This window comes from Vibrio profundi (genome assembly GCF_043642225.1).
GTDB classification, from domain to species: Bacteria; Pseudomonadota; Gammaproteobacteria; order Enterobacterales; family Vibrionaceae; genus Vibrio; species Vibrio profundi_A.
Genome location: NZ_JBHZSF010000008.1, coordinates 60,343 through 77,305 on the forward strand (window position 1 = coordinate 60,343; position 16,963 = coordinate 77,305).

The following is a 16,963-nucleotide window of genomic DNA, read 5'->3' on the forward strand; positions in this document are numbered from 1 at the left end:
TATGCAGCTATCAAGTATCCATTTTCACTTGTATGTTCTGCAGCTAGTTCACCAATTTTGTGTTCTAGAGCAATAATTCCAAAATGACTTTCGGTTTGTTTGTCGTTTTGTGAATTGCTTAGTATGTAGACTAGCGCTTTTTTGACTACAATTTCACAACAAAAATTTTACAATGTGAATTTTACAAAATGGCCTTGTCAAAAAGCTTAGTTCGTCAGTCTCATTTCCTAGGTACAAAAATCCGTAACCTAAGAAAACGCAACCATCTCACCATGGAGGATCTGTCCGCTCGCTGTATTCGTATCAACCCTGAATACGCACCGTCTGTTTCCTATTTGTCGATGATTGAACGTGGCAAGCGCGTACCCAGTATTGACATGCTTGAAGTGATTGCCGAGGTTTTTCAAAAAGAGCCAACTTGGTTCTTAGACGACGAGCCTGAACAACAAGAAATCACGCCAGACAAAGGTAATCGCGGTGGGATCAGTGGCATGGCGCTTGAGCCAAGCTTTCTCTTTTCCAATGATATTTTGCAAATCGCCATTCCCGAAATGCTTTCTCAAACGGGTATTACTGGCCGTCAATTTGCTCACCTGCTCATCCGTGCTCATCAAGAAAGTAACCAGAACCACTTTCCTGACCTAGAGCGTGCCGCTGAAGAAGTGGGGCTGAAACGGCTGAATCTCGGAATCGAAGATTTGACAGATATCGCCAAAAGCCTTGGCATTCAAATTCGCTGGGTCACTCGGACTCCACAAGATGTCGTTGATGAATTAGGTATCAATGCAAAACAGCTTGTGACTTCGTTTTTTGAACCTCCGGGCACCATTTACCTCAATGAGATACTCAAAGAGTACCCTACTCGCCTTAAGTACGATTTGTCGGTGTACATTGGTCATTGCATTTTGCATAGCAAAGAAGGACTAAAAAGTGTTCTTTCCGTTGGCAATAACAATACATGGGATGACACCCAATCAACCACCTCATCTTCTCAGCTGAATTCACAAGATATTCTTCAAGCTTGGCGAGACTTCGAATCGAGTTTCTTTGCTGGCGCACTACTTTGCCCGAAAGTACCTTTTAGGCAATTACTAGACAGAACCGGCTACGAGATTGATGTGCACAAGCGTGCGGGCGTTTCACCATCGGTTGCGATGCGTCGGATGACCGTAGTATCCCCTTATCCTCACTGGCATTACTTCGATGCTTATGGGCCAGGTAAGCTCAAAGCAGTATACCGAGGGAATGGAATTCCATTGCCTTGGGGGAACATGCGCGCGGTTGCTGATCCATGTCAGCATTGGGCGGTATTCAGACGCTTATCTGAACCGCAATCGGGAAGTTCGGCGCAGATTTCGATTCTCAATGTGGGTGATGAGCCTAGAATTTATTGCTGTGAATCGATCAACATGACTGATCCTGCGGGTAACAACCGTGTGTTATGTGCCGGTATAGATTTAAACCCTGCTATCGATGCACAAGGCGGTAACGCCAGGTCCATTGCTGAAGAACTCAAAGCATCGTGTGTTAACAATGGTGGATCTGTCGTGATCCCAAGAAGCATTAAGAAGGACTTAACAACGATTGCCAAGATCCTAAACATTAACTGGATAGAACGTGGCATTGAAACAGAAGCTCGTTTGATTTGCTCTCGTGGCGCTGCTTGCCCAAGACAGCCAAGTTGTTATTCAAAGTGCCAAGGGTAATTTTCTAGCCCCTGAGACCACTCGATTAGAGCGCTAATGATTACTAATGAGCGCTTTAATCGAATTGCACCTACCTACTCTATTTCTGTAGTTCCAATTACCGCGTTACTGTTTCAAACGCACAATATTCGCATCCCTGAATTTTAGGCAAAAAAAAACCAATCACGAACGAGGCGATTGGCTATATATTTCTGTGAACAATTTCGGTTCACTAACAACGTCAGTTGGCTAGGTGACCCTCGGCTTAAGAAGGGTCGCTAATACTAATGCACTATGCGTGCCAACTTTTAAATCCTTGTTTCTTAGGCATTCAGGCGCTTATTGTAACAAAAAGCACCCCACTTTCGCATAATGCGAATGCAAATTGCAAATTTAGACAATTTTGCTAGTGAGGACGTTGTCAGTAGACAATCATAAAACGTATGCATTTCTGCGGATGATAAGTTCGATTTCCGAGATAACCTTCTGGCTATAGATACAAAAAAACGCACCTGATGTTAGGTGCGCTTTAAATACATTACTTACTTGATATGACGCCTGATTCAGCCGTCACCCTCTACTTCGTATGATTTCGAGAACGAGGTTTCTTCGAGCCATAACCTGAAGGTTGACGCTGCTCCCCGCCAGTATGATTACTCGTCTTCGGTTTATTTCCACCACGGCGGCGCTTAAAGTTTTGGCCATTGTTCTTAACTGAAGCTTCATCACCACCTGCATCACCAGAATCACGCTTTGGAGCAGGTTTACGTTTAGGCGCTGAACCATTGCCCGCAACGTGACGCTTATTTTTTCCTGCTGGCTTATGGCCACGCGCATTATCACCCGAACGTTGTCCATCAGCATGCTCTGATTTTGGCTTTTTCGGTTTCTTTGGCTTCTTAGGTTTAATCGGACGCGTATCCAGCCTTGACTCAGGCAGTTTATTTGTTGGCGTAAACCCTTCTAACTCATGACGAACAAGCACTTGCTGAATCAATCGTTCAATGCCAAATAGTTCTGATGCTTCGTCTGCACAGACTAAAGATATCGCTTTACCCGGCTCACCAGCACGCCCAGTTCGACCGATACGGTGAACATAGTCTTCCGACACATGTGGAAGGTCGAAGTTAACCACTTGCGGTAACTGAGGGATATCAATACCGCGAGCCGCGATATCTGTCGCAACGAGCACGCGAACTTGACCCGTTTTGAAATTCTCTAAGGCTTTAGTTCTCGCACCTTGGCTCTTGTTACCATGAATTGGCGCCGAAGAAATACCTTGATCTTCGAGGTAGCGAGACAAGCGGTTAGCACCGTGCTTTGTTTTGCTAAAGACCAGCACTTGATGCCAATCATTATCTTTGATCAGCTTCGCTAGCATTGGGCCTTTTTTCTTTTTGTCAGCAGGGTAAATACTTTGCTCAACCGTTTTCGCTGTCGAGTTGGCAGGGTTTACCGAAATCTCTACTGGGTTATTCACTAAACCTTTCGCTAAGCTACGAATATCGTCTGAAAACGTCGCTGAGAACAACAGGTTCTGACGTTTCTTTGGTAGGAAAGCCAAAATCTTACGAATATCTCGAATGAACCCCATGTCTAGCATACGGTCAGCTTCATCTAAAACTAAGATCTCGAGTTGGTCGAATCGAACGGCATTTTGATTGTACAAGTCAAGTAAGCGACCAGGTGTCGCGACAAGTACGTCACTACCTTTGCGTAACTTCTGCATTTGAGGATTAATTTTCACACCACCAAATACCACACTCGAAGTCAGTGGTAGGTTCAAACCATACTTAACAACACTTCCGTTTACCTGAGCAGCAAGTTCACGAGTTGGCGTTAATACCAAAGCTCTAACCTGATTTGACTGAACACGTGGTCCTTTAGACAAAAGCTCTAAGATAGGTAATGTAAAACCTGCTGTTTTTCCTGTACCTGTTTGGGCCGCAGCCATCACATCTTTGCCTTTAAGAACAGCTGGAATAGCCTTCTCTTGGATTGGCGATGGTTTGTCGTAACCTTGTGCTTCAATGGCTTTAAGGATTGGAGCAGAAAGGCCCAAAGAGGTAAAACTCATAGATTATTTTCTCAGTTTGATAAGAGTAAGATAAAGCTGCTAAACATAGGTTGATTCAATCGCACAGCTTCAAACATTCGCTTTATTGAGCGAAGCGCGACATTCTGAGGCTTTTCCCTACATTCATCAACCAAATTCTACAAGTTAACGCCTGAGCGACCGAACCCCACGTTTCTCTGCATACATTTTCTCGTCGGCTAACTTGAGTAGCGAATCGACATCTTTAAGGCTAGCATCATAAGTCGCCCAACCGACACTCACTTCCAAATAAATCAAGTGTTGCTCATAGATAACAGGAGTACTGCATATCGCTTTTTGCAACTCTAAGTTGATCACTGAAACATTGTTATCATCAATAATGCGAGGCAATAAAATGAGGAATTCATCACCGCCAATCCTCGCGACAATATCCGAGCTTCTGAGCACATTTTTGATCCGTTCAGCACAGGCGATAAGAACCTTATCCCCTGCGGCATGCCCATAAGTATCATTGATGGCTTTGAATTTATCTAAGTCGATATTCAATACAGCAAATCGTTCCGTTCCATAACGTTTTGCGTGGTCAAACAGTTGGTTCAAGCTATACATGAAATAGCGACGATTCGGCAGTTTGGTCAGTTCATCATGAAGAGAGCGGCTATTCGCTATCGTGTATAGACGAAAAACCATCACAAAGGCAGCCACAAGTAGAAGCAGCACAGGGTAACCAATCAAATACACAATGTTGATTCGATACCAAGCGATATCCGCAAGTAGTTCTTCTTCAAGCGCAGCCGCTAGCGTCCAGCCACCATAAGGGAAGTTGACGTTTTCCGTGGCAAATGCCTCATCAAAAATCTTTTTAGAACCATAAAAAATCGGCCCACTTTCACCTGAACTATCTAGCCCGCGAATAGCAAGCTGGTACTTATGCTCAAAGTTCTCAATTCCCACATCATTAAAGAGCGAGTCAAGATCAATAACCGCACTACAAACTCCCCAATAATTTCGATTAAATGGCGGGTCCATAAAGATAGGCAAACGCGCGATTAAGCCTCTGCCCCCTTGGATAAGGTTTACTGGGCCAGCTATAAATATTTGTTCGATCTTTTTGGCTAGCTTTACAGTCGCCCATTGTTCAGGGACAGTTCTATAATCCAATCCAACGGCTCTTTCATTACCACGGAGCGGATAGATAAAGTTGATTTTGTCATTTTTGGCCAACCCTATAACTTTGACATGAGTGCCTTCACGAATAACGCTTGACGCTACTTTTTCCCATTGTGCAAAAGTTGAGTTGGGATTTACCGTAACTAACGTAGACAAACTATTAATGACATAAATATCAGCAACAATCGCCGCCTCTAGTCGAGAGCGAATCACAGACAAATGCTTTTTGGCTTCAGCAACAGAATTGTTTTCAAGGAAGGCTTGCTGATTACGATGCAGAACTTCAATTGCACCTATCGCAAAAAGAATAAAGACTAGCAACAGGATTTTTATCGGCCATTGTTTGCTAACACTATTTGGCATTCAATACTCTCATCTTTTCTTCATTCTTATCATTCAAATATTAAACAGTATTTTATCATTAAGGATAAACCATAAGCGCCATTTGTTCATAGTTTCACTCATTTGTTTAGCTCTTAAAAAACGGACGGAAAATAACAGAAATCATCCAAATAGCATCGATTGCTTTATAAATGTGTGATCATCCCACTCATTGACGCTATAACGATTCATTCGTTCACGTAATCATAGTGTATTAGCCAACCATCCATATCAATGCCAGTTCATACTTTGCCAACAGTAAAGGTTCAACAAGCAGCCCGATGCTCTTTAATCCCCATAGGAGGCGTTGCAGTCAGCCATAATTCGAGTCCCCTTCCCTATGCAACCTAACTTAGACCCTTTATGACATCGGCTCCCCACCAAGCGCCGCTTCTCCAAATGCAATCGCTGCTAGGCTTATTTATTTTTATTTGCTACCTAATTGAGTATCAAAAATAATCAAAAAGACCGTGTTTTGACGTAAAGTTTACATGAATGACTAATTTCGGTGATAAATTTCATCACTAACATTCATTGGTTCGGTGTCTATAACATGAAACTTACAAAACTATCTCTGTGCCTGCTGTTAGGTGCCACCACCTCTTTCAGCACTTTTGCTCAAAACGCCCCAGCATTGGAGCCCTCATTTGAGCAGTCTGCCGATGTCATTCGACAAACCTATGAAACCCAATTATTCACTCTGCCTGCGTTCAAAGAAGGTCATTATGGCTTAAGAATGTTTCGCCAAACGGAAGACCCTAAATACGCAGCGGCAGTTTGGAGCGACATGGCCCGCGTTGCGAGCCGACTCAACCGATTTTCAGAAGAGATCCACACACCAGAACAAATAGCTGAATACGCGAAAAAAAGAATTTCTGGTTATGAAGATGATTCCGATGAGCGTAGTGTTCGCCGTTACAATATTACTCAGCAGATGCCTGAATACATTTATTTGGGCGTCGACTTGCTGGGCTCAATGGCACGTGCAAATGAGTATGAACTGCAACATCAAGATGATGAATTACTAAGACAAGTGATTCGCCGCTATGATTTCGAACACTACGCAACCAACCAAGAAATGATCAAAGCGTGGGCAGCGCAACTGGCTAACCAAGTCTACTGGCTAAGGCAGCTAGGCGAACAAGATGTGGTCGAAAAGTTCACTGACGCCTTCAAATTGGCTTATCCCGATAGCGAAGACAACAAACTCTCCAAACAGCAATTTGGTAACAAAATTTATGGTATGACCCACATCATTTTTGGAGATTCAGAATACTACCAACATCAGGTCAGTGAAGAAGAGCACCAGTGGATTTATGATTACTTCAGAAAAAACATTGATACTATTTTGCTGCGCGCCAAAGAAGATGTGATAGCAGAAGTCGGCATTACGTTCTTATTAGCAGGGTTGGAAGATGATCCTGTCGTCGAAAAAACTCGCCGAGCGATTCAGAAGTCTATCGATGACGAAGAAGGTATGATCCCATCCGTCACTGGCGATTTCGACCTTACGTATGGTGAACACCGAAACGTATTAGCGATCATGCTATTGGACTGGCAAGAAGTGAACGAAGCGCCAACCTTTGCTCAGCACCCTAAAGTATTCTCAAACCTGCCTTACGGTTTGGTCCCTAGAGCAGAAGAAAAATAATTCATCAATCACAGATTCACTAATCTGTGCTAAATTAAAAAGCCCTTTGGTACTCAGCGTATCAAAGGGCTTTTGCTTTATGTTTTCGAATAACTCTACGGTCTAAATTCTGAAGATCATGTTGAGACTTAGTACCTAAATTTCTCGATTTCGGTATTTAAGCTATCAGCTTGGCGAGATAGTCCGCCCAACACTTCATCCACGTCATTCACTTGCGCTGATACTTCAGAAGACGCATCAGCAATCGAGGTAATACTACTGCTTATTTCATCGGTTACCGCTTTTTGTTCCTCAGTCGCTGCTGCGATTTGAACGTTCATTTCATTCAACTCTGTTAACATACCTACGATCTGAGACAGCATTTCGGTGTTTTGACCACAGGTTTCCACCCCTTTGATCACCGAACTGTTCGCATTCTCAATGCCTTTTGACACACTGGCGGTTTCTTTTTGCAATGCTTCGATCTTCGCTCGAATTTCTTCCGTTGAATCTTGAGTTCGACTTGCCAACGAACGTACTTCATCAGCCACTACCGCAAAGCCTCGTCCTTGCTCACCGGCTCTTGCAGCCTCTATCGCGGCATTCAATGCTAGCAAGTTAGTTTGTTCAGCAATGCCTTGTATCACATCCAACACTTCCGCAATCGAGTTGCTTTCGCTATGAAGACGTTCAATGGCTTCTACCGCGATTTGCATCTGCGCGTTAATCTCAGACATTTCAGAGCCTAAGGACTCACCAACCTGCATACTTTGCGTACCGGTATCATTGGCCATTTTCACCGAATCTGCCGCTCGATTTGCAAACTGCGCCACTTCAGCAATGGATGCACTCATCTCGTTAACGGCTGTGGCCACAGAATCAGTTCGGTGACTCTGCTCTGATACTGCTCCCCGAGTACTGTTCATATTTTCAGACATCGAAAGCGTATTCTGATTCAAGTTATCTGTCGCGCTAGCAAATTCAGTAATCATGCCTTGTAATTGTTCAAACAGATCGTTGAGAGAGCGCGACAAATCGGTCATTTCATCTTTACCATGCACATCTAAACGGGAAGTCAGATCATTATGGGCACCGATTTCCTGCACCTTCGTTGATGCTTGTCGAATCGGGCGGGAGATACCACTGCCAACGATATACGAAATAACAATCGCCACCGCCATTATCACCACAATACTAATGATAACGGTCGTGAAAACGGATTGATTAAGCACAGCGACATCTGCCAACGCTTCTGCTTCATCAATCTCAGTTAAGATCGCCCATTTCAAACCGGCCGCATCAATTGGAGCGTACGCTGACAGAACCGGAACGCCTCGATAGTCATTCACAACCCGCACACCACTTTGCCCTGAAATAGCTCTTTCCGCAGTAACTGATTTAACAGGTTGGAAGCCCACAGAAGAGCCTTTCCCTTTAATATTCTCAAGCACCGAACTGGAAACGCCTGCTTTTTGCAATGCGGCTAAATAGGCTGTTTGATCTTCGATTAGAAATCGAGATTGACTGCGCAATATCATGTCAGGTCCAATTAAGTACGCTTCACCACTTGCTCCCAAACCTGCAACTTCCCAGTTTTCTTCAAAGGTCATAATGCTATTAATTGCGTCCACTGGCATTTGGAAAACTAAAACACCAATCTTAGTACCGTGATCGAACACTGGTGCAGCAATAAACGATGCCGCCGCTTCATAGGAAGGATAATAAGGATAGAAGTCTTCTAGATGATACTGGTTTTTACTTAACCCGCGCGTCTGTTTAAAGGCCGTTGCCAAACCGCTCGAACTATAAGGCCCAGACATTAGATTAGTGCCGAAATCCAGTTCCTTGAAAACCGAATAAACCACGTTACCTTCTAGATCGACTAAAAAGATATCGTAGTAACCGAAAGCTTCAAGGAAGTGGCGAATAGGCCCATGATATTCCTTATGGACTTCGTCGTATTCAGTATTAAGGCTGTCATAGTCAAGAAGGTGTTTTTCGCCCAATGGGTTCTGGTTTACACCAATATAGCGCGCTTGAAGTGCTTTCCCTATTGGAGAAACCTGACTTAATCGGTTAGATTCATTCGCCGAAGCATTCCCATTTCGCTCACGATAAGTCGCGCCAAACTGGCTGGAGTAGTAATTTTCAAGTTGACGAATATCACCATTACTCACTCGGTCTACAGGGTACTCGTTAAAAGCTTTAGTGAAATAAATCAACGCTTGTTCAGTAGCGTGGTCGTCCGCCAATGTTTCAACTTGATAGTGAATCAAATCGAAATACCGCTCTATTTCATTTTTCTTAATTTCTCGGACGGACAACAGCTGGTCAGAAGCCCTTTGATATAATGCATTTTCAGATAAACCAGACGCTTTCCATCCAACAAATCCACCGCTTACTACAACCCCTATCGCACACAAAGCCGTGCAGGCCAAAATTATTTTTGTCGCAATTTTCATCTGAAACCTCCCAGTATTTACTGAGCCTCATTCCTTGATTGATAAATGCCTAAGGTCCTGGTTCATTCATTATTATGAACTCTTATTGATACCATGATCACATTTTAGACCAGTAATAATGAGTTATCGATTAATAAGAGGATTCTATTGCTTATGAATACGAGCAAATAAGATGTGACCGGTTTCATCAAACCGTAATTTTATTCAATTATATGCTTACTTTTTATAATGGTATTCTATGCTTAGAGTTTCAAAGGTCATGCAGCCTGCTGACAAATCACATAAGAAAAATTATGTCAGAGAAACCAATATTCGTAACCGCCGCTGAAATAGCCGCTGAGTTAAGCAAAAGTATGTATATCGCGAAGCGTTTACTGCTCGTCGCGAGTAACGCTAGAGCGTTGGCCTCTCGTGCGGGAGAAGGCGCCGCCGGATTTAAACCTATTACAGACTCAATTGATGAATTGGTTTCGGTAACGCTTTCGTCATCAAAAACCATCAATTCCAAAGCAAAAACCCTCAGCGACATCGCGACAAAAAGTATTCGTTCTGCGTATTTATTAGAAAAGTTTGAACGCGTCTATTCCACGACAAATAACGGACGTTATATCCACTCACTAGACGATGTACTGAGCAAAAACAAGGCTGAACACCAAAAACTAGTGCTGCAATTTAAACTAGAAGCGAAGAGCCTTTTTGAGATATTAGAAGAGCTGTCCGTCAAACTCAGAATTGCCCATATCATTTCCATTATGTTAAGCGTTGAAGCCTCCCAAGCGGATGAAAAATTCCAAGCTCAACTGAATAGCATCGCAGATAGCGTAACGGAACTCGCACAATCCATTCAATCGCACGTAAACCATTCCCTCACCCATTTTTCATCAATTCCTAGGGTAGAAAATGCACTCACAAGTACTCTTTAGCCAAGGCACACATCGCTGGACAATGTTTGGCCGATCTCCAGACAAACCCGAAAAAATCATTGATACCAATCAGTACATGATCACTAGCGGATCTCAATCTATCTTGCTCGATCCTGGCGGTATCGAACTTTTTTCTTCAATGCTCGGGGCTGTGGTTAAAGAAGTGCCGATCGATCAAATCACACACCTGTTTGCGTCGCACCAAGATCCAGACATTATTTCATCACTAGGGTTATGGGACAAAGCTTTGCCATCGGCAAAACTTCACTCGCCTTGGCTTTGGGAAGGGTTTATTCGACACTTTGGAATGGAGTCCATCGAGTATTGTCCTATTCAAGATTCGGGCAAAACCTTAAGGCTCGGCAATATAGATTTAGAGTTTGTACCAGCCCATTACATGCATTCGTCGGGCAACTTTTCGGTTTACGACCCTGAAGCAAAAGTGCTGATGTCTGGAGATATAGGCGCGGCGCTGGATGCCGTCGATGCACCCATATTTGTCGACAATTTTGAATCCCACATCCCCAAAATGAGGTACTTCCATCAACGTTGGATGCCCTCTAACCGAGCAAAAAACAAGTGGATTGAACATGTCAGCCGGCTTGATATCGACATGATGTGCCCTCAGCATGGTGGGATCTTTCGTGGAGATGACGTTAAACGCTTCCTTGATTGGCTTGACGGACTTGAGGTTGGTGTCGCTATTGAGTAAAAATCATTCAAATTCAAACGCTGAAAAGTGGATATCTGTCGACTGTTGCCATTGATGTATAGATATATGTATACAAAGTGAAGTATGATTGTCCTATCAATGAATTGAATTAGTATAGGGCCACGGAGTTGTATGGCGAATCTTAAAAACTCAGTCAGCAAGAATATCAAAACGAAAGTCGCAGGACAGACCCAAGACGACGTCGTTTATTGTCATATTTTTGATGCCATCTTGGAACAAAGGCTACCACCAGCGACCAAACTCAGTGAAGAAGCACTTGCTGAGATTTTCGGGGTAAGCCGCACCATTATCCGCAGAGCCTTATTGCGCCTATCTCTTGAGCAAGTTGTTGTTATTCGTCCAAACCGTGGGGCGATGGTGGCGGCGCCGACTGTTGATGAAGCCAAACAAATCTTCAAAGCGCGAGAAGTTATGGAGATTGCCATCACAGAGCTGGCCGTTCAAAACGCAACTAAAGCCCAGATCGATGAGTGCCGAAAGCTTGTTGTAAAAGAAAACCAAGCGTTCGATCACGGCGACTACGGTAGCGGATTGCGCCTATCGGGTGAGTTCCACATTAAACTGGCTGAAATGGCTGAGAATGCCCCACTTCTAGCATTCCAACGTAGCCTAGTGTCGCAAACTTCTTTGCTTATCGCCCAATACGAAACCGGAAACAACTCAAACTGTTCTTTGGACGAGCATACTATTCTACTGGATGCGATTGAAGCTGGTGACGCCGACAAAGCGATTGAACTGATGCAAGAGCATTTAGACCACATACGTTCAAAGCTGAACCTTGATGGCAACACTGCCTCTAACGATTTACACGTTGTATTTTCTGATTTGTTAAAAGGCAAATAACGGCTCAGTTGCAAAAAGCTATTCTATGCCCTGCAAGCCTACGCAGGGCATTTTTATATCCCATTTCATCGAAGTACATTAAACCTATCTAATGTCGATTCCCCTAAGTCAGGAGAATCTATACTCCATGGGCTCAAAACTTCAGACAAATACCCTTTTTTAGAAAACACTTTAAGTGCGGCTTGGTTAAACAACCTTACGTCTTCACTGTCTGTATGCGCTTTAGGAAAAACAGCAAAATAAGTAACAGGCTTATGTGACCAAGCATAACGCAGTCCCGACACTCCAAACTGCTTGGCCCTAAATTCAACCAGTGCCTTATTGCTGTAATAACTGTCAATTCGGTTTGACGCGAGCATCTGGACTAGCTGTCCATTCGCATCAGACTTTTTGAATATTCTTAAAGGTTTCATACCTTTATCTACCATCTCATCTCTTATCCCTTCAAGAGATAGCAGAGTGTTTGAGGGTGTGAACGCAGCGACTTGGAAACCTTGAAGGTCTTCTAGTCCTCGAACCTCACGTTCATTCCCAAAGGCAACAAACAACCCATATTCACTCACCATAAAAGGAACCGAAAAATAATAAATTTCCGAACGTTTTTCCGTCCAGCCATAAGGGAAGCCTAGGTCTACTTCCCCCTGTTCCACTTGGAGTTTGGAGCGTCGGTTGGGGACAACTTTTACTGAACAGGCTTGCTTCATTTCACGACAGATATCGTCAATCATAACTCGAAATGGCCCCCCAACAGCGCCCGAGGGAAGCTTCTGAACAAATGGCGGGAAATCATGCACGGACACTTCTAGCGCCATGGCTGTTTTTAATGGCAACCCAAGAACTGAACAAGCCAGTAACAATGCAATCAAACGCAACTCAAAACGCAACTCAAAACGCATAACAATCCACCCATAAATAAGCCTCACCTATCAATGGTAGATGCCTATTTCCAAATAGAAAAGTTAGTCCAGAGCAAATTGTATACAATATTGTTTTCAATTATCATTTTTCCAGTAATTTTTTTACTTGACGCTATCGACTAAAAAGAGCTTTAAATAACAACAATTTAGGTTAGGAATTATTCTGCATACAACTCTTTCACGCCAACCCATGTTGCACAATTGTAAATAATTAGTTGACCTAAAGGTCAAGATGACTAATTATTGACCCATAGGTCAGAAAATTTCATTTAGAACTAATAATAACTGAATCAATGTGTCGATATACAAGGAGGTCTCTTGATTACTTTCTTACTCAATCAAGAAATTAGACATGAAGATAATCTGTCACCCAATATGACAGTACTGAATTACCTTCGTACCCAAATTAACAAAACGGGTACTAAAGAAGGCTGTGGCTCTGGCGATTGTGGTGCATGTACAGTCGTACTGGGCGAAGTCGTCGATGGTCAACTTCAATACCGCTCGGTGAACTCGTGTCTTACTTTCGTTTCAGCGCTTCACGGCAAGCAGCTGATCACGGTAGAAGATTTGCAAAACAAAGATCGCTCTCTGCACCCTGTGCAAAAAGCCGTTGTAGATTTTCACGGTTCGCAATGTGGTTACTGTACTCCTGGATTCATCATGTCGATGTTTGCACTGGGCAAAAATAAGCCTGATGCAAGCAAAGAAGATGTCATGGAATCGCTGGCTGGTAACTTATGTCGTTGTACTGGTTACCGCCCTATTGTCGACGCGGCAATGTCACTGTCATCGGAAAAACCACTACTGGATCAGTTTGCGGAATTAGAACGCAATACGATTGAGAAATTAGAAAGTATTCAAGACACAGAAGCGAGCCTACGCCAAGGCCACCTAACCGCGTTTTCTCCAAAGAGCACTGATGAACTAGCCAAGCTTTTCAAAGCTCACCCTAACGCTAAGTTAGTGGCGGGCGGTACGGATTTAGCGCTAGAAGTCACTCAGTTCCACCGCGAAATCGAAACATTGATCAGCGTAAACCTTGTTGAAGATATGAAGGTTTGCAAAGAGACCGACACAGATTTGATCATTGGTGCGAACTTACCAATCAGTGATTCTTACTCACTGTTGAAAAAGTACTACCCAGATTTCGGCGAATTGCTTCACCGTTTTGCGTCTCTACAAGTACGTAACCAAGGAACTATCGGCGGTAACGTTGCAAACGCGTCTCCAATCGGTGACACACCACCTCTACTGATTGCGCTTAACGCGAGCATCAAACTACGCTGTGGCGATGAGTCTCGTACCATGCCAATTGAAGATTACTTCATCAGCTACAAGGTAACGGCTCAGCAAGAAAGTGAATTTATCGAGCAAATCATTATTCCAAAGCCTAGCTCTAACAGCTTCAGAGCTTACAAACTTTCAAAACGACTAGATGATGATATTTCAGCGGTTTGTGGCGCTTTCGACATTCAAATCGAAGACGGAAAAGTGACCGGTTCTCGCATTGCTTTTGGTGGTATGGCAGCAACGCCTAAGCGTGCCACTCGTTGTGAAAATGCGTTATTAGGCAAAGCTTGGTCAGACGCTACTATTAAAGAAGCGATGCAAGAATTGTATAACGATTTCGAGCCTCTATCGGACTTCCGTGCAAGCCAAGAATATCGCTCATTGTCGGCAGCGAATATGCTTCGCCGCTACTACATCGAAACACAGAATAAGAACAATCAAATTGAAACAAGGGTAACGTCTTATGTCTAAAGCGAATCACAAAGCGATGAGCCATGAAGAGATGGTTGCCATTGCCAAAAAAGATCTGAAAACTGGCGTGGGTAAAAGCGTTAAACACGACAGTGCGGCAAAACAAGTAACGGGTGAAGCGGTTTACATTGACGACCGTTTGGAGTTCCCAAACCAGCTGCACGTTTACGCGCGTTTAAGTACACAAGCACACGCTAACATTACAAAAATCGATGTCTCGCCATGTTACGAATTTGAAGGCGTTGCGATTGTTATTCAAGCTGAAGATGTACCCGGCCAACTTGATATCGGCGCAATTCTTCCTGGCGACCCACTGCTGGCTGACGGCAAAGTAGAGTACTACGGACAACCTGTACTAGCGGTCGCTGCAAATGATTTAGAAACCGCTCGTAAAGCAGCACATGCAGCAATCATTGAATACGAAGAACTCCCAGCTATTCTTGATGTAAAAGAAGCACTGGCGAAAGAACACTTCGTAACAGAAAGCCACACGCAGCAGCGTGGTGACTCTAAAACGGCACTCGCAAACGCCAAACACATCATTTCTGGTGATTTGGAAATCGGTGGTCAAGAGCACTTCTACCTAGAAACGCAAACCAGTAGCGTAATGCCAACTGAAGATGGCGGAATGATCGTTTACACCTCGACTCAGAACCCAACAGAAGTTCAGAAGCTGGTTTCTGAAGTAATTGACGTTCCAATGCACAAAGTTGTGATTGATATGCGTCGTATGGGTGGTGGCTTCGGGGGTAAAGAGACTCAAGCCGCTTCTCCTGCGTGTATGGCAGCGGTAGTAGCGCGTCTAACCGGCCGGCCGACTAAGATGCGTTTGCTGCGTAGCGAAGATATGCAACAAACCGGTAAACGTCACCCGTTCTACAATCAATACACGGTGGGCTTTGATGACAATGGGGTTATCCAAGGCGCTGATATTATGGTGGCAGGTAACTGTGGTTACTCCCCTGATCTATCGAGCTCAATCGTTGACCGCGCCATGTTCCACTCAGACAATGCGTATTACTTAGGTGATGCCACTGTTGTCGGTCATCGCTGTAAAACCAATACCGCGTCTAACACCGCTTATCGTGGATTTGGTGGCCCGCAAGGCATGATGACCATCGAACACATCATGGACGAGATTGCGCGTTACTTGAAAAAAGATCCATTGGAAGTACGTAAGGCAAACTACTACGGCGACGAAGGCCGTAACGTTACTCACTACTACCAAACGGTTGAAGATAACTTTCTTCCTGAGATCACCGAACAACTTGAAAAAAGCAGTGACTACCACGCTCGCCGTAAAGAAATTGCTGAGTTCAATAAGAAAAGCCCAATTTTGAAAAAAGGCTTAGCGATCACACCTGTGAAATTCGGTATCTCATTTACTGCGACTTTCCTGAACCAAGCTGGTGCTCTTATCCATATCTACACCGATGGCAGTATTCATTTGAACCACGGTGGTACTGAGATGGGCCAAGGCTTGAACATTAAAGTTGCACAAATTGTTGCAGAGGAGTTCCAAGTCGATGTCGAACGTATCCAGATCACCGCTACAAACACAGACAAAGTTCCGAACACATCACCAACCGCAGCCTCATCGGGCGCCGACCTCAATGGTAAGGCCGCGCAAAACGCCGCAATAACCATTAAGCAGCGCCTGATCGACTTCGCAGCAGCGCACTTTAAAGTGTCGCAAGAAGAAGTGGTATTCAAAAACGGCATGGTACAGATCCGTGATGAAATCATGACATTCAACGCCTTTGTTGAGCTGGCTTGGTTTAATCAGATTTCTCTATCGAGCACTGGTTTCTACCGTACTCCGAAGATCTACTACGATCACGAGAAAGCGCGTGGCCGCCCATTCTATTACTACGCCTACGGCGCTTCTTGCTCAGAAGTTATCGTTGATACGTTAACAGGTGAGAACAAGATCCTTCGTGTTGACATCTTGCACGATGTCGGTGCTTCGCTGAACCCTGCTATCGATATCGGCCAAGTTGAAGGTGGCTTTGTTCAAGGTGCAGGTTGGTTAACCACTGAAGAGCTCGTATGGAATGAGCAGGGTCGCTTGATGACCAATGGCCCAGCAAGCTACAAGATCCCAGCGATTGCCGATATGCCAATTGACTTCAGAACGCACCTGCTTGAAAACCGCAGCAACCCAGAAGACACCGTCTTTAACTCGAAAGCGGTTGGTGAGCCACCATTCATGCTCGGCATGTCGGTTTGGAGCGCACTGAAAGACGCTATCAGTTATGTAGCCGTTGATGGAGCGATTCCTAAACTCAACACACCAGCCACACCTGAGCGCGTTCTAATGGCGATTCAAGAGGTCACCGAAGGGGAATTAGCTTCGACAGGAGCCGAATCAGAAACTGCGTAATACATCATTTTAGCAA

Annotated in this window: 11 protein-coding genes; 7 read left to right on the forward strand and 4 right to left on the reverse strand. The window is 44.2% G+C overall.

Translation table 11 applies throughout. From position 1 onward, the window contains the following. The first annotated feature begins 272 nt into the window (after positions 1–272). Entirely contained in the window at positions 273–1,706 is a 1,434-nt protein-coding gene (locus tag ACHUFI_RS13520; RefSeq protein WP_394250179.1) for a DUF3612 domain-containing protein, read from the forward strand. Positions 1,707–2,262: 556 nt separating this feature from the next. Here ACHUFI_RS13520 and ACHUFI_RS13525 read toward each other — a convergent pair. Together ACHUFI_RS13525 and ACHUFI_RS13530 are read right to left on the reverse strand one after the other, a co-directional pair. Beyond that, entirely contained in the window at positions 2,263–3,762 is a 1,500-nt protein-coding gene (locus ACHUFI_RS13525; protein WP_394249937.1) for a DEAD/DEAH box helicase, read from the reverse strand. 144 nt (positions 3,763–3,906) lie between these two features. Further along, the gene (locus ACHUFI_RS13530) at positions 3,907–5,274 is read right to left on the reverse strand and encodes a diguanylate cyclase (protein WP_394249939.1); all 1,368 of its coding nucleotides are present in this window, start codon (positions 5,272–5,274) and stop codon (positions 3,907–3,909) included. Positions 5,275–5,845: 571 nt separating this feature from the next. Between ACHUFI_RS13530 and ACHUFI_RS13535 the strand changes: the two genes are divergently transcribed. Continuing rightward, positions 5,846–6,943, forward strand: coding sequence for a DUF3541 domain-containing protein (locus tag ACHUFI_RS13535; RefSeq protein WP_394249941.1), 1,098 nt, complete (start codon positions 5,846–5,848; stop codon positions 6,941–6,943). A 128-nt stretch (positions 6,944–7,071) separates the two neighbouring features. Here ACHUFI_RS13535 and ACHUFI_RS13540 read toward each other — a convergent pair whose 3' ends face one another. Next, positions 7,072–9,384 carry a methyl-accepting chemotaxis protein gene (locus ACHUFI_RS13540; RefSeq protein WP_394249943.1) on the reverse strand — a complete coding sequence of 771 codons (2,313 nt, stop codon included), beginning with the start codon at positions 9,382–9,384 and terminating at the stop codon, positions 7,072–7,074. A gap of 293 nt (positions 9,385–9,677) precedes the next feature. On the opposite strand from ACHUFI_RS13540, the gene ACHUFI_RS13545 reads away from it, so the two are divergent. From ACHUFI_RS13545 to ACHUFI_RS13555, 3 genes are all read left to right on the forward strand, one after another. Further along, the gene (locus ACHUFI_RS13545; RefSeq protein ID WP_394249945.1) at positions 9,678–10,307 is read left to right on the forward strand and encodes a chemotaxis protein; all 630 of its coding nucleotides are present in this window, start codon (positions 9,678–9,680) and stop codon (positions 10,305–10,307) included. Further along, the gene (locus ACHUFI_RS13550) at positions 10,285–11,019 is read left to right on the forward strand and encodes an oxygen-binding di-iron domain-containing protein (protein ID WP_394249947.1); all 735 of its coding nucleotides are present in this window, start codon (positions 10,285–10,287) and stop codon (positions 11,017–11,019) included. The genes ACHUFI_RS13545 and ACHUFI_RS13550 overlap by 23 nt, the downstream gene beginning before the upstream one ends. Before the next feature lie 132 nt (positions 11,020–11,151). Further along, positions 11,152–11,883: a GntR family transcriptional regulator gene (locus tag ACHUFI_RS13555; protein WP_394249949.1), complete on the forward strand. Its 732-nt coding sequence runs from the start codon at positions 11,152–11,154 to the stop codon at positions 11,881–11,883. Between the two features lie 65 nt (positions 11,884–11,948). Here the strand turns inward: ACHUFI_RS13555 and ACHUFI_RS13560 are convergent, their stop codons facing one another. Next, positions 11,949–12,779, reverse strand: a complete 831-nt coding sequence (locus tag ACHUFI_RS13560) for a substrate-binding periplasmic protein (protein ID WP_394249951.1) — start codon at positions 12,777–12,779, stop codon at positions 11,949–11,951. A 339-nt stretch (positions 12,780–13,118) separates the two neighbouring features. Between ACHUFI_RS13560 and xdhA the strand changes: the two genes are divergently transcribed. Together xdhA and xdhB are read left to right on the forward strand one after the other, a co-directional pair. Beyond that, the gene (xdhA, locus tag ACHUFI_RS13565) at positions 13,119–14,564 is read left to right on the forward strand and encodes a xanthine dehydrogenase small subunit (protein WP_394249953.1); all 1,446 of its coding nucleotides are present in this window, start codon (positions 13,119–13,121) and stop codon (positions 14,562–14,564) included. Continuing rightward, on the forward strand, positions 14,557–16,947 hold the full coding sequence (xdhB, locus tag ACHUFI_RS13570) for a xanthine dehydrogenase molybdopterin binding subunit (protein WP_394249955.1): 2,391 nt from the start codon (positions 14,557–14,559) through the stop codon (positions 16,945–16,947). Before xdhA ends, xdhB begins: the two co-directional genes overlap by 8 nt. Positions 16,948–16,963 lie beyond the last annotated feature (16 nt).